The sequence below is a fragment of the Paenibacillus sp. J5 genome (genome assembly GCF_054955055.1).
Genome location: NZ_JBUEDD010000005.1, coordinates 355,745 through 368,558 on the forward strand (window position 1 = coordinate 355,745; position 12,814 = coordinate 368,558).

The 12,814-nt window shown below is 55.4% G+C and carries 11 protein-coding genes; 1 reads left to right on the forward strand and 10 read right to left on the reverse strand.

Annotated features, from left to right (window positions below):
- Positions 1-3 precede the first annotated feature (3 nt).
- From ACY1JZ_RS11600 to cymR, 7 genes are all read right to left on the reverse strand, one after another.
- Positions 4-264: an IreB family regulatory phosphoprotein gene (locus ACY1JZ_RS11600; RefSeq protein ID WP_270164555.1), complete on the reverse strand. Its 261-nt coding sequence runs from the start codon at positions 262-264 to the stop codon at positions 4-6.
- A gap of 46 nt (positions 265-310) precedes the next feature.
- Positions 311-2,944 carry an alanine--tRNA ligase gene (alaS, locus tag ACY1JZ_RS11605; protein WP_462629281.1) on the reverse strand — a complete coding sequence of 878 codons (2,634 nt, stop codon included), beginning with the start codon at positions 2,942-2,944 and terminating at the stop codon, positions 311-313.
- Between the two features lie 421 nt (positions 2,945-3,365).
- Complete coding sequence (locus ACY1JZ_RS11610; RefSeq protein WP_270164557.1) at positions 3,366-4,436, reverse strand: AI-2E family transporter; 1,071 nt, start codon at positions 4,434-4,436, stop codon at positions 3,366-3,368.
- Between the two features lie 196 nt (positions 4,437-4,632).
- Positions 4,633-4,824, reverse strand: a complete 192-nt coding sequence (locus ACY1JZ_RS11615) for a YrzR-like zinc ribbon domain (RefSeq protein ID WP_270164558.1) — start codon at positions 4,822-4,824, stop codon at positions 4,633-4,635.
- Positions 4,825-4,837: 13 nt separating this feature from the next.
- Positions 4,838-5,374, reverse strand: coding sequence for a PRC-barrel domain-containing protein (locus tag ACY1JZ_RS11620; RefSeq protein WP_270164559.1), 537 nt, complete (start codon positions 5,372-5,374; stop codon positions 4,838-4,840).
- A 16-nt stretch (positions 5,375-5,390) separates the two neighbouring features.
- On the reverse strand, positions 5,391-6,548 hold the full coding sequence (locus ACY1JZ_RS11625; protein WP_462629282.1) for a cysteine desulfurase family protein: 1,158 nt from the start codon (positions 6,546-6,548) through the stop codon (positions 5,391-5,393).
- 252 nt (positions 6,549-6,800) lie between these two features.
- A complete protein-coding gene (cymR, locus tag ACY1JZ_RS11630) occupies positions 6,801-7,220 on the reverse strand; it encodes a cysteine metabolism transcriptional regulator CymR (protein WP_270164561.1) in 420 nt (139 codons plus the stop codon).
- Positions 7,221-7,563: 343 nt separating this feature from the next.
- Between cymR and mnmA the strand changes: the two genes are divergently transcribed.
- Positions 7,564-8,691: a tRNA 2-thiouridine(34) synthase MnmA gene (gene mnmA, locus ACY1JZ_RS11635; protein ID WP_462629283.1), complete on the forward strand. Its 1,128-nt coding sequence runs from the start codon at positions 7,564-7,566 to the stop codon at positions 8,689-8,691.
- Positions 8,692-8,935: 244 nt separating this feature from the next.
- On the opposite strand, the gene ACY1JZ_RS11640 is transcribed toward mnmA, so the two are convergent.
- The 3 genes from ACY1JZ_RS11640 to ACY1JZ_RS11650 all read right to left on the reverse strand — a co-directional run bounded on the left by ACY1JZ_RS11640 (position 8,936) and on the right by ACY1JZ_RS11650 (position 12,755).
- Positions 8,936-10,291: a hemolysin family protein gene (locus tag ACY1JZ_RS11640; RefSeq protein ID WP_462629285.1), complete on the reverse strand. Its 1,356-nt coding sequence runs from the start codon at positions 10,289-10,291 to the stop codon at positions 8,936-8,938.
- A 240-nt stretch (positions 10,292-10,531) separates the two neighbouring features.
- A complete protein-coding gene (locus ACY1JZ_RS11645) occupies positions 10,532-11,839 on the reverse strand; it encodes a replication-associated recombination protein A (protein ID WP_462629286.1) in 1,308 nt (435 codons plus the stop codon).
- A gap of 157 nt (positions 11,840-11,996) precedes the next feature.
- On the reverse strand, positions 11,997-12,755 hold the full coding sequence (locus tag ACY1JZ_RS11650) for a tRNA threonylcarbamoyladenosine dehydratase (RefSeq protein WP_270164566.1): 759 nt from the start codon (positions 12,753-12,755) through the stop codon (positions 11,997-11,999).
- Between the last annotated feature and the right edge of the window lie 59 nt (positions 12,756-12,814).

The window sequence follows — 12,814 nt, forward strand, 5'->3', positions numbered from 1 at the left end:
CGTCTACCTGTGCTGACTGAGATAATTCCGGACCAGCTCTTCAATTAATTCATCCCGCTCCTTCTTGCGAATCAGGCTGCGGGCGTTGTTATGGCGAGGAATATAAGCCGGATCACCTGAGAGCAAATAGCCGACGATCTGGTTGATCGGATTGTACTCCTTCTCCAACAGTGCATCGTAGACCGTCAGCAGAATATTCTCTGATGATGCGTCAGGCTCCTCCGCCTTCACACTAAACTTCATGGTTTTGTCCATCGAACTCATCGCCAGCACCTACCTTTCTAGACAAAAGCAGTTGATCCTGCCTATATCATATCACATTTGCGTGGGTAGAAACCAGTTCTTCCGCAAGCTTGAGCGCTTCAGCCAGCTTGGACGGGTCCTTGCCGCCCGCCTGCGCCATATCGGGCCGACCGCCGCCGCCGCCGCCGCATGCCGCTGCAATCTCCTTGATCAGCTTGCCAGCGTGCAGCCCCTTCTTCACCAGGTCTGGCGATACGGAGACGACCAGGTTCACCTTGTCCTCCTGCACTGCGCCCAATACGATGACCGCAGACGCCAGCTTATTCTTCAGCTCATCGGCGATGCCGCGCAGCGCCTCCATGCCGCTCGCCGTTACCGGTGCCGCCAGCAAGGTGATGCCGCCGACCTCCTTCGCCTGCGATTCCAGCGAGCCCGCCTCGATCCGTCCCAGCTTCGCCTGGAGCGCCTCCTTATCGCGGGACAGCTCCTTGATCTGGCTGTACAGCCCCTCGATTCGCTTCGGCACATCAGCCGCCTGCGCCTTCAGCAGCTCGGACGCTTGCTTGAGCAGCTCCAATTGACTATCCATATACAGATACGCCTGTTTTCCGGTGACGGCCTCAATCCGTCTGACGCCAGAGCCGATACCCGATTCGCCCAGCAGCTTGAACAGGCCGATCTGCGACGTATTCTGCACATGGCAGCCGCCGCACAGCTCGATGCTATAATCGCTCACCTGCACCACACGCACAACATCGCCGTATTTTTCCCCGAATAGCGCCATCGCCCCCATCGCCTTGGCCTCAGCGATTGGCTTGCTCTCGATGACGACCGGCGTCGCCAGCCAGATCTGCTCGTTGACACGCTTCTCGATATCCGCCAGCTCCGCCTCGCTAATGCTCCCGAAATGGGAGAAGTCGAAGCGCAGCCGATCCGCGCTCACAAGCGAGCCCGCCTGATTGACATGATCGCCCAGCACCTGCTTGAGCGCCTTGTGCAGCAAGTGAGTTGCCGTATGGTTCTTCACGATGTCCTCGCGCAGCTCACGGGACACCTCGGCCGTTACTTCCTCTCCGATACGCAGCGTGCCGGAGCTGATCCGAACATGATGCACATGCTGACCCTGCGGAGCCTTCGACACATCCTCCACCTCAGCCTGCACCGATGCGCCGCGCAGTACGCCATGATCGCTTACCTGACCGCCGCTCTCGGCGTAGAACGGCGTCTTGTCGAGCACGACGAGACAGTCGCTGCCCTGCGGGGCAATATCGACCAGCTCGTTATCCAGGATGATCGCTGTTATCTTCGCCTGTACTGCCAGATCGGAGTAGCCGACAAACTCGCTGGCAGCCGTCAACTCGGACAATGGTCCGCCCTGCACCTTCATGCTGCCGGCATCCTGACGAGCGGAGCGAGCCAGCTCGCGCTGCGTCTCCATCGCCTCGTCAAAGCCTGCGCGATCGACCGTCATGCCATTCTCCAGCGCATAGTCCTCGGTCAGGTCAAACGGGAATCCGTAGGTGTCATACAGCTTGAACGCATCCGCTCCACCGATAACTGTGCTGCCCGACTGCTTGGCCGACTGCACCAGCTTATCCAGAATCGCCAGCCCGTCCGACAACGTGACATGGAACCGCTCCTCCTCAATACGGATGATGCGCTCGATGAATTCACGCTTCTCCACTACCTCTGGATAGTAGACGCCCATAACCTCTCCGACGGTAGCAGCCAGCTCGAACAAGAACGGCCGGTCGATGCCGATATTTTTGCCATAGCGCACCGCGCGGCGCAGCAGACGGCGAATGACATAGCCGCGGCCCTCATTGGACGGCTGCACGCCATCGCCAACAGAGAACGCTACAGTACGGATGTGATCCGCAATGACCTTGAGCGCAATGTCATGCTCCTCCTGCTTGCCATATTCGATGCCGGCAATCTCGCAGGTGCGGTCGATGATCGGACGGAACAGATCGGTATCGAAGTTGGAGTCGACATCCTGCAATATCGATGCGAACCGCTCCAGTCCCGCTCCCGTATCGATGTTCTTGTTCGGCAGCGGCGTATAGCTGCCATCCTTGTTATGGTTGAACTGTGAGAATACCAGGTTCCATACCTCCAGGAAGCGCTCATTCTCACCGCCTGGCGTGCAATCCGGGTCAGACAGGTCGCCGTATTTCTCCCCGCGGTCATAGAAAATCTCGGTGCATGGACCGCAAGGGCCTTCGCCGATGTCCCAGAAGTTGTCCTGGAGCTTGACAATCCGCTCGGCAGGCAGTCCGATCTTGTTATGCCAGAAGTCATAGGCCTCCTGATCCTCAGGATAGACTGTGACGGACAGTCGCTTCGGATCGAAGCCGATCCACTTCGGGTCGGTCAGAAATTCCCACGCCCAGGTGATGGCCTCCTCCTTGAAATAATCGCCAATGGAGAAATTACCCAGCATCTCAAAAAAAGTATGGTGGCGGCGCGTCTTGCCGACGTTCTCGATGTCATTGGTACGAATGCACTTCTGCGAGTTCGCGATGCGAGGGTTGTCCGGCTTCACGCGCCCGTCAAAGTATGGCTTGAGCGGAGCCATGCCCGCATTGATCCAGAGCAGGGATGGGTCATTATGCGGGACGAGCGGAGCGCTCGGCTCGATGATGTGGCCTTTGCTTTCGAAGAAAGCAAGCCATTTGGAGCGAATCTCACTAGCTTTCATTACATATCACGCCTTCTCTATAATTTATGGATGGATCTTCAAAACGCAAACAGCTATGGCCGTCCTTAACCGGCCAAGCTTTGTTTAACCTAGCTTTGCTTCCTAATCAAAAAAGCCCCTGCAATATGCAGGGACGAAATTCATGCTTTCGCGGTACCACCCTGGTTATCGCGCCAGCCTCATGACTTACAGCGCAATCGCCTCAATGAGCGTTAACGGGCTCTCCCGGTGAAGTTCATTCACACTCCGGAACCGGCGTTTCGGCGTGTCCAGCTCCGAAGCAGCCTCCCAGCCGTTGCCTGCAGCCTCTAAAGTCCAAGGTGCATGCAGCGGGCCGCTCTCTCTGGTGGATGGATTCAAGCGCCTACTTTGTTCCGTCATCGTTTTCAAAGTCTAGTATAGCGTCTGAGCACGAATGCTGTCAAATTGTCTTTTTGCGCACGTAATATCCGAATATATGCTGCAGCACAACCTTGAGCGCGGCGTAGATGGGCACAGCCAGAATCATGCCCAGCACCCCCGCCACCTGCCCGCCGACCAGCAGCACGAAGATGATCGACAGCGGATGCATATGCAGCGTTCGCCCCACCACCTGCGGGGAGATGACGTTGCCCTCCAGCATCTGACACACCATATTGATCAGAACGACCAGCAGCATCATTTTGACCGAGACAGTCGATGCAACAATCAGCGCCGGCGCTGCCCCGAAGAACGGACCGAGATACGGGATAATGTTAAATACCGCCACCAGCGATGCCAGCAACAGCGCATAAGGGAGGCCAATTAACCAATAACCGATGTACGCGAGCAGACCGACGATGAAGCAGACGAGGAATTGCCCGCGAATGTAATTCCCCAGCGCGGCGTCAATGTCGCGGAACAGCATAACTGTATTTTTGCGGTGTGCCCGCGGCAGGTAGGCAATAGCCGTTCGCTCGAACACATCAAAGTCCTTCAGAATATAGAAGGCAAGAAACGGGATAATGAAGGCGATGAAGACGACATTCAGCATCTCCCCGATATTGTTGACAAAGGCCGACACCGCCTCCGCCAGTCGGCGTTCCAGCTCCTGCAGCGACCGGGTTAGTCCCGTTCTCACGCTGTCTGGCAGGAAAGAGTTGTTGTTCATATTATCAATCAGGCTCTGAGCGCGCATGGACAGCTCTGGGGCATGACGGTTGAGCGTCTCCATCTGCTCCCGCAGCATCGGGATGACATTCATCAGTACGACTGCGAATGCGCCGCAAAAAACGGCATAGATAAGGATGACAGCCACGGAGCGCGGCACCCCGCGGTCAGCGAGCAGGCAGACGAGCGGGTTAAGCACATAGGAGATAATCATGGCAATTATAAACGGTGCGAGCACGGCTTTCAAGAACAAGTACATCTGTGTAAATATTGGCTTCACCTGCATGAGCAAATACAGCGCAAGCAGGCTGAGAATGATATAGACCAGGATGACGAACGGCTTTTGCTTCACGAACCTCTCCACGCTACCCGCCCCGCTTTCTCTGTCTTCGCGCCCGCTCTCATACAAGGACGCTTAGTACAGTATATGTAGGAGGCGGACAAAACATCCTTGTCCGAGGGTTTCCGGCCGCACTTATAAAAGTCATGTACATCGAAGAAACCGCTATGCCAACATCACACGATGCTGGCATAGCGGTTTCTTGCAGGCATAGGATCCATTATGCGTGCAGCTCGGGCATTTCCTCGCCAAAAAACAGATCATCCAGCGAGCTAAGCGTGCCGTCCTCCTCGACCTGGTAGACCGACATCTTCTCGCCGTTGACGGTAAGTTCTATGAAGCAGCCCCAGCAATAGAACTGGTGCGAGCCGATCTTGCCGATATCCTTGGAATTACAGTTGGGACATCTCATGGTTCATTTCTCCCTAATTCACCGATTCCGAAGTGGCCATATGCTCTAGGTCTTCTTCAGCGCGAACAGGTACGAGAATTGCATCCTCCCCGAGTATCACATCATCGGGATAATCGGAAATCCTCAACCATTTGCGCCCTTCCTTAAGATCCGAGATAAAACCATCCGTTAATTCATATCCTACTATAGGTGTACCCATATTCTGGTCAAAGTAAACATCTGTTATTCGGCCAAGTTGAATACCCTCCCGCGTAATTACAGGAAGATCGCGCAGCTTGACAACCCCGGCTTGGAAGCATCGCAGCACCTCATCTGCCTTCAGCCTGCATATCGCCTGCTTGTCCGCAATAAGCACGGCGTCTTCGCCGCAAGCGACTACTGCATCCCAGAGCAGCCCGGTTAGTCCGCGAGAGAACCAGCCCCTCGTCTCCAGAATCATCCCCTTGAGGCGCCAATGCTCATCAAACCATATATCCTTCACCTTCCCGGCTTGCTTGCCGGTTGTGGCATCGATCACGGGTTGACCTATCAAACGCTGCACCTTAATCATAACTGTGAAAGGCCTCCTAAACTGTAGTACGAATACGCTCCACAATGGTTGCAATTTTTTTGGCAGCATATTCGATGTCCTCTACAGTATTCCCCAATCCAAAGCTAAATCGTATCGCGCTGTTCAGACGAGCCTCTGGAAGCCTCATCGCCTTGAGCACATGCGAGCGCTCCAGCGAGCCGGAGGTGCAGGCGGAGCCGCTGGAGACGGCGATTCCCTCCATATCCAGATTCATCAGCATCGTCTCCGTATCTGCTCCCAGCAGGCTGACATTGACGATATGCGGGAGCGTCCGCTCGGTATCGCCGTTAATCTCATATGCCTGCTCGCCAAGGTGCGTCGTCAGCTCCTGCAAGAAGCAGGCACGAAGCTCGCACAGCCGTGCATGCTTCTCCTCCTGTCCCTCCACCGCCAGCTCTACTGCCTTGGCAAAGCCGACCGCTGCAGCGACATTCTCCGTTCCCGCCCTCCGCTTGCTTTCCTGCGAGCCTCCCACCAGCAGCGGCTGATATGGCGTGCCCCTGGCGATGTAAAGCGCACCGATTCCTAACGGACCGTTCAGCTTATGCGCGGAGAAGCTCATCAGATCGACAGGCAGCTCCCTCAGTTGCAACGGAAGCGAGCCTAACGCCTGTACCGCATCGACATGATAGAGCACCCCTGCTGCCTTGGCAGCTTCTCCAATCTCCTGCACAGGCTGGATCGTTCCCGTCTCATTGTTGGCATACATGATGCTCACCAATGCCGTATCGGGCCGGATCGCCGCCCGTACCTGATCCGCATGAATTAACCCGTTTCTATCCGGCTCCAGCAGGGTGATCTCGAAGCCCTCCTGCTCCAATTGCAGGGCAGTATGCAGCACCGCATGATGCTCGGAGGCAGATGTAATCAGATGCCGCTTGCCTAAGCTGTGCAAGGCCGCCATAACCCCGCGGATTGCCGTATTATCACTCTCGGTCCCCCCTGATGTGAACACCAGCTCCGACGGCAAGCAGCCGAGCAGGGTCGCGATGCTGTCTCTGGCACGGGTCAGCTTGCCCTTGGCTGCGCGGCCATAGGCGTGGATGCTGGACGGATTGCCGACCGGTTCTTGGCAGATGTCCAGCATCGCCGCCAGTACCTCCGGGTGGAGCGGCGTTGTCGCCGCATGATCAAAATACATTGCTCGAACCATAGCTCCTCCTTGTGAATATCCCGCGCCGGGGATCATTTCTGCCATACCACGCCATCCTTCTGCGCGCTTGCAAACGGCAGAAAGCACCTCCTAAGTTACGATGTCCTCGCCGTAGGGGTGCTTGCTTATGCCAAGCCGGCTTGCCGGCTCTATATCATTTCCACCTGACGTATACATGATAGCCTCACTCACCGGCAAGTGTATACATGAAGTGTTGAAGCCAGGATACCACGCTCCCTGAAGGGGCGCTGCCTAGATATAGAACATGTAGCTGTCCGCCTCATCCGCGCCGGCAAATGAGATCAGATCCTCCAGCGTAGTCGAATCCAGCACGCTTGCGATGCTGTCACGGATGCGTACCCACAGGTCACGCTTGGCCGGATCATCCTCCTCGGTGAAGTCCACCGGGGAGATCGGCCCCTCCAATATGCGTATAATATCGCCCGCGGTAATGTCCTCTGGATTCTTGGACAAAATATAGCCGCCGTATGCCCCGCGTATGCTCTTGACCAGCCCGGCATTGCGCAATGGCGCAATGAGCTGCTCCAGATAGTGCTCCGACAGTTGGTTGCGCTCGGCTATGCTCTTCAGAGAGATCGGACCTTCGCCAAACTTGGTGGCAAGCTCCATCATAATCGTTAAACCGTAGCGTCCTTTAGTCGATATTTTCAAGGATAATCCCTCTCTTTCATATGATATAATCTATAGATGGTCATCCGTCCATGCACAACAAGAGAGCTCATCTGCTGCCGTGCCATCCTATATAAAACATGGTATTCCCATAATACATCTATGTTAACATACATCCTGCCTGAATGGGTAAAAAAGCGTGGCTTCTCTATGAAAAACTTGTGCAAGCTATGGTACAATAGCGTAAGAGTCTGTTGCTGGCGCTTGGCGTCGCTTGATCGGCTCCACATGCTGCCTGAGGCAGCGAACCGAAAGCTACAGCCGTGCAAAACCCTTTGGGCGGTTGCGGACGGACTGTATTTCATTATAGAGGCGGTGTTCAGTAATGGCAAAATCTAAAGCATCCACCCGTGTTGTCGTCGGCATGTCTGGCGGGGTGGACTCGTCGGTGACGGCACTGCTGCTCAAGCAGCAAGGCTATGATGTCATCGGCATCTTCATGAAGAACTGGGACGATACGGACGAATTCGGCCACTGCACAGCAGAAGAAGACGCGCAGGATGTGGCACGGGTATGCGACCAGATCGGCATCCCTTACTATACGGTCAATTTTGAGCAGGCTTACTTCGACAAGGTATTCACGTACTTCCTCGACGAATACAAGCGGGGCCGTACACCGAATCCTGACGTCATGTGCAATCGCGAGATCAAGTTCGGGGAATTTCTGGACAAGGCGCTCACACTCGGCGCAGATTACCTCGCCACTGGACATTATGCCCGTGTCGAGCAGGTGAACGGCGAAGCCCGCCTGCTGCGCGGCGTTGACGGCAATAAGGATCAGACGTATTTCCTGCATGCGCTCCGGCAGGATCAACTGGCCAAGGCGATGTTCCCGATCGGCCATCTTCCGAAGCCCGAGGTGCGCCGCATCGCGGCCGAGGCGGGACTGGCCACGGCGCGCAAGAAGGACAGCACCGGCGTATGCTTCATCGGCGAGCGCAACTTCAAGACGTTCCTGAGCCAATACCTGCCTGCACAACCGGGCGAGATGATTGACATCCGGTCTGGCGAGATCAAGGGACGTCATGACGGCTTGATGTATTACACGCTTGGTCAACGCCAGGGACTGGGCATCGGCGGCTCCGGCACGGGCGAGCCGTGGTTTGTCGCAGACAAGAACCTCGCCGCCAACCAGCTCTATGTCGTTCAGGGCGAGACGCATCCCAGCCTCTATTCGAGCGGCCTCACTGCAACCGGCCTGAACTGGATCTCGCCTGCTGTACCGAATGAGCCGCTGCGCTGCACGGCGAAGTTCCGCTACCGCCAGCCTGACCAGGAGGTTACGCTGACGCTGCGCGCAGACGGCACGACCGTCGACGTCGCATTTGCCCAGCCGCAGAAGGCCATTACGCCGGGACAGGCCGTCGTCTTCTATGATGGCGAGGTCTGTCTGGGCGGAGCAACGATTGACCAGGTACACAAGGTCGCTGCTACAGAGGCTATTGTGCAATAAGCCGTATGTGATCGTGAATTCACAAGAGCGCCGCTCATCTCTTGCCTATGCGCAAGCTGAGCGGCGCTCTTGTCCTGTTTCATGCGTAGCAATCAGGCGGGATAACACAGCCACGCAGCCTTCTGCATCGTATGGATAGAGCTCGCGGTCGCAGCCGCCTGTCTGCGCAGCAAAACTCCCCATTCGGAACACCGAACAGGGAGCCATGTTGCCATCCGTAACCATCTACTGCAGCCTCGTCATTCTAGCCCGTCTCGGCTTGCAGCTCAACCCGCGTATCGCGCTCATCCTGCCGCTTGCGAACCAGAATGCGGGATATGCGCAGATGATCTGTCTCCTCGATGATAAAGTCATAGCTGTCCTCGTAGCTGACCGATTGCAGCTTCTTAGGCGGAATCTCGATCTGTGAGTATACCCAGCCGCCAATCGTATCATAATCATCGCTGCTAATCTCAAGACCGAAGTAGCTGTTCACCTCTTCAATTAGCATCAGACCATTAATCGAATGCGTCAGTTCATCCTTCTTCTCAATATCAGGCCGTTCCTCATCGAACTCATCCTGAATCTCGCCGACGATCTCCTCCATAATATCCTCCAGCGTCACCAGACCAGAGGTACCGCCGTACTCGTCGATCAGGATGGCAATCTGCGTCTTCTTCTTTTGCATCAACTTGAGCAGCGTACTGATCTGCATCGACTCCGGCACTGTCGTAATCGGCCGCATAATCTGCTGAATGCTCGATACGGTGTTTTCATCCACCTTCAGCATATCCTTGATATGGACGAAGCCGATAATATTATCCTTATCTGTCTCACATACCGGAAAGCGTGTATGCATCTCGCGCAACGCAATCTTCTTGTTCTCTATGAAGGACTCGTCGGCATACAGACAGATCATCTCGGTCCGCGGTATCATAATTTCTCTGGCATTTGTCTCGGTAAAATCAAATATATTATCCACCAGCGTCAGCTCGGTGTTGTTAATCAAGCCGCTCTTATGGCTTTCCTTCATCAAAATTCGAATTTCCTCTTCCGTATGCGCCGATTCATGCTCGGAAGCCGGTTCAACGCCAAATCGTTGCAGCAGCCAGTTGGCTGTCCCGTTAAGGAACCAAATGAATGGATACATGATTTTGTGAAATAGAATCAGAGGCGGTGCCGTCAATAGCGTAATCTTCTCCGAAGTGCGGATCGCCAATGTCTTGGGAGCAAGCTCGCCAAGCACGATGTGCAAAAACGTAATGATCGAAAACGCAATGAAGAAGGCAATGGTCGAGATCAGAACATCACTCATACCAAACCAGCTCTTCAGATATGGCTCTATCATCTTCGCAATAGCCGGCTCGCCGACATAGCCAAGTCCCAGTGAAGCCAGCGTAATACCAAGCTGGCAGGCGGATAGATAGGCGTCGAGGTTATTGGTCAGATGTGCCGCGAATTTCGCCCGCTTATGTCCCTCAGAGACCAGCGAGTCAATCCGGCTGCCGCGCACCTTCACCATCGCAAACTCGGCGGCTACGAAGAAGCCATTCAGAAACACCAAAAACAAAATCAGCAGCGCATTCAATAAAAACGGTATTATGGGTAAAGGGTCGCTCAACGATTCCCTGTTTCCGTCTCCTGCCATGCAGGTCAGACACAAACAGGTGCACCTCCTTTTGGAAATGAAATTATAAATAAAGTTTATAATAACAGCTTAGTCGATAAACAACGGTGAAGTCAAATCCTTGAATCGGCTTATTATTGATGCATATTCGCGAAAGTCTGGCCAATATGCTCATTATTCCACCTCGGCGGCCAAATATCGCCTGATAATTCGGAATATTAGCGCTTTGCGCCATTATCTGCCTCTTCGCCGCTCCTGATTAAGGCGTATCTTCTCCTCCATGCCTTGTCCGGTCGCCTCGTAGAAGCGGCGCTTGTGGAGCGGATCAGGCACATACTGCTGCTCCACGTAATGACCGGGATAATCATGCGGGTACTTATAGCCCTGATGCCCCAGCTTATCCGCACCGCGATAATGCGTATCGCGCAAGTGCAGCGGCACCTGCATCGTCCCTGACGTGCTGATCGTATCCATCACCTTGCCGATCGCTACTGCTGTGGCATTGGATTTCGGGCTTTCTACAGCAAAGAGTATCGCTTGGGCAATATTATACTTGGCCTCCGGCCAGCCAATCTTATGGTAGGCGTCCATCGCCGTCACGGCCTGCACCATCGCTTGTGGATTGGCCAGGCCAATGTCCTCGCTGCAGGCGACGATCAAGCGCCGCAGGAAGGTCATCGGGTCCATCCCAAGCTTCTCCACCGCGTATAGAAACCAGAATAATGCCGCATCACTGGAGCCGCGAACGCTCTTATGAAAGGCGGACAGCACATCATATTGGGTCGATTCATCGGCACGCACCGTCGGCTTGCGTATCGATTCCTCGGCCACCGCCAGCGTAATATGAACCGAACCGTCAGGCTCTGAAGGCGTGGTGACGGCTGCCAGCTCCAAGGCGTTGAGCGCCCGCCGAATATCGCCGCCCGCCATCGCCGCCAGATGCTCCAGCGCCTCCTCATCCGCCCGCAGCCTCATGAAGCCAAGTCCCCTCTCCACATCGGTCAGCGCCCGGCTCATCGCCAGCTTGGAATGCTCCTTGGTCAGCGGCTCCAGTTGGAACAGCGTCGAGCGGGAGAGCAGCGCCCCGTTCACATGATGGAACGGATTCTCGGTTGTCGCGCCGATGAAGACGATAATTCCCTGCTCCACCGCCGGAAGCAGCGCATCCTGCCTGGCCGTATTGAAGCGATGCACCTCATCCAGAAACAGAATCGTCTTGCGGCCGTATAACGCCTTGTTGTTCTTCGCCAGCTCGATCGTCTCTCGCACATCCTTCACCGTGGCGTCGACCGCATTGAGCCGGACGAATTCGCCTTCGGTCTGCTGGGAGATAATATTCGCCAATGTCGTCTTGCCGCAGCCGGGAGGGCCATAGAGCAGGATCGACGATACCTGATCCCCCTCGATTGCACGGCGCAGCAGCTTGCCAGGACCGACAATATGCTCTTGCCCGATATATTCATCCAAGGTTTGTGGACGCATCCGGTCCGCCAGCAGCCGCGCTCTGGGCTGCTCCGCTTGTTGATAGGTAAATAAATCCATAACAGCAGCCTCTTTCATTGTGGCAATGCCCTTATTTTTTTATATTCTAGTATACCACACATGACGCAACTGTGCGCCTGTCCGCACATAAAGCAAGCATGCCCCCGCCTGCTGGCAAAACCAGCGGACAGGGGCATGCAGCACACCATGTACAACTTTAAGGCATAGGAACGCCTGCTCTGGCTAGCAGATCCTTGACGACCACGCTGACCATGATGAGACCCGCTACCGGGGGAACGAAGGCGTTGCTGGCAGGAGGCTGCTTCGCCTTGCGAATCTCCGGCGCATTCTCCGGCACAATCTTCTGCGTCACATCCTCACGCGGCTTGAGCGGCTCCTCCGTCGAGAAGACGACCTTGACGCCCTTCTTAATGCCTTCCTTGCGCAGACGCTGCCGAACGACGCGAGCAATCGGATCAACCGAGGTCTTGGATATGTCCGCCACCTGGAAGCGCGAAGGGTCCATCTTGTTCGCCGCGCCCATGCTGGAGATGATTGGAAGCTTGCGGGCAAGACACTGCTTGATGAGGTGGATTTTGTACTCGATCGTATCTGAAGCATCAACCACATAGTCCAGATCATAGCTGAATACCTGCTCATACGTCTCTTCGGTATAGAACATTCGCAGCGCGATGGCATCGCAATCCGGGTTAATCAGCTTGATGCGCTCTTGCATCAGCTCCGCCTTGGGCTGGCCGACCGTAGTTGTCAGCGCATGAATCTGCCGATTCACATTGGTAATGTCCACGACATCCTTATCAATCAGTATGATGCGGCCAACGCCAGTGCGTGCCAACGCCTCCGCTGCGATCGCACCGACGCCGCCGATGCCGAGCACGGCCACTGTGCTGTTCTTCATCGCTTCCAGCCCCTCCGGGCCAATCGCCAGCTCCGTGCGGGAAAATTGGTGAAGCATCCGTAATGTCTCCTTCCTCTGTAGGTAGAGTCATGCCGCGGCAGACAAGGGTAGCCCCT

Bases quoted from the DNA above. Each gene is read 5' to 3' on its own strand.
- ACY1JZ_RS11650 (WP_270164566.1), bottom strand. From the start codon at position 12,755: ATGCTTCACCAATTTTCCCGCACGGAGCTGGCGATTGGCCCGGAGGGG.
- ACY1JZ_RS11645 (WP_462629286.1), bottom strand. From the start codon at position 11,839: ATGGATTTATTTACCTATCAACAAGCGGAGCAGCCCAGAGCGCGGCTG.
- alaS (WP_462629281.1), bottom strand. From the start codon at position 2,944: ATGAAAGCTAGTGAGATTCGCTCCAAATGGCTTGCTTTCTTCGAAAGC.
- ACY1JZ_RS11620 (WP_270164559.1), bottom strand. From the start codon at position 5,374: ATGATTAAGGTGCAGCGTTTGATAGGTCAACCCGTGATCGATGCCACA.
- ACY1JZ_RS11615 (WP_270164558.1), bottom strand. From the start codon at position 4,824: ATGAGATGTCCCAACTGTAATTCCAAGGATATCGGCAAGATCGGCTCG.
- ACY1JZ_RS11600 (WP_270164555.1), bottom strand. From the start codon at position 264: ATGAGTTCGATGGACAAAACCATGAAGTTTAGTGTGAAGGCGGAGGAG.
- ACY1JZ_RS11625 (WP_462629282.1), bottom strand. From the start codon at position 6,548: ATGGTTCGAGCAATGTATTTTGATCATGCGGCGACAACGCCGCTCCAC.
- mnmA (WP_462629283.1), top strand. From the start codon at position 7,564: ATGGCAAAATCTAAAGCATCCACCCGTGTTGTCGTCGGCATGTCTGGC.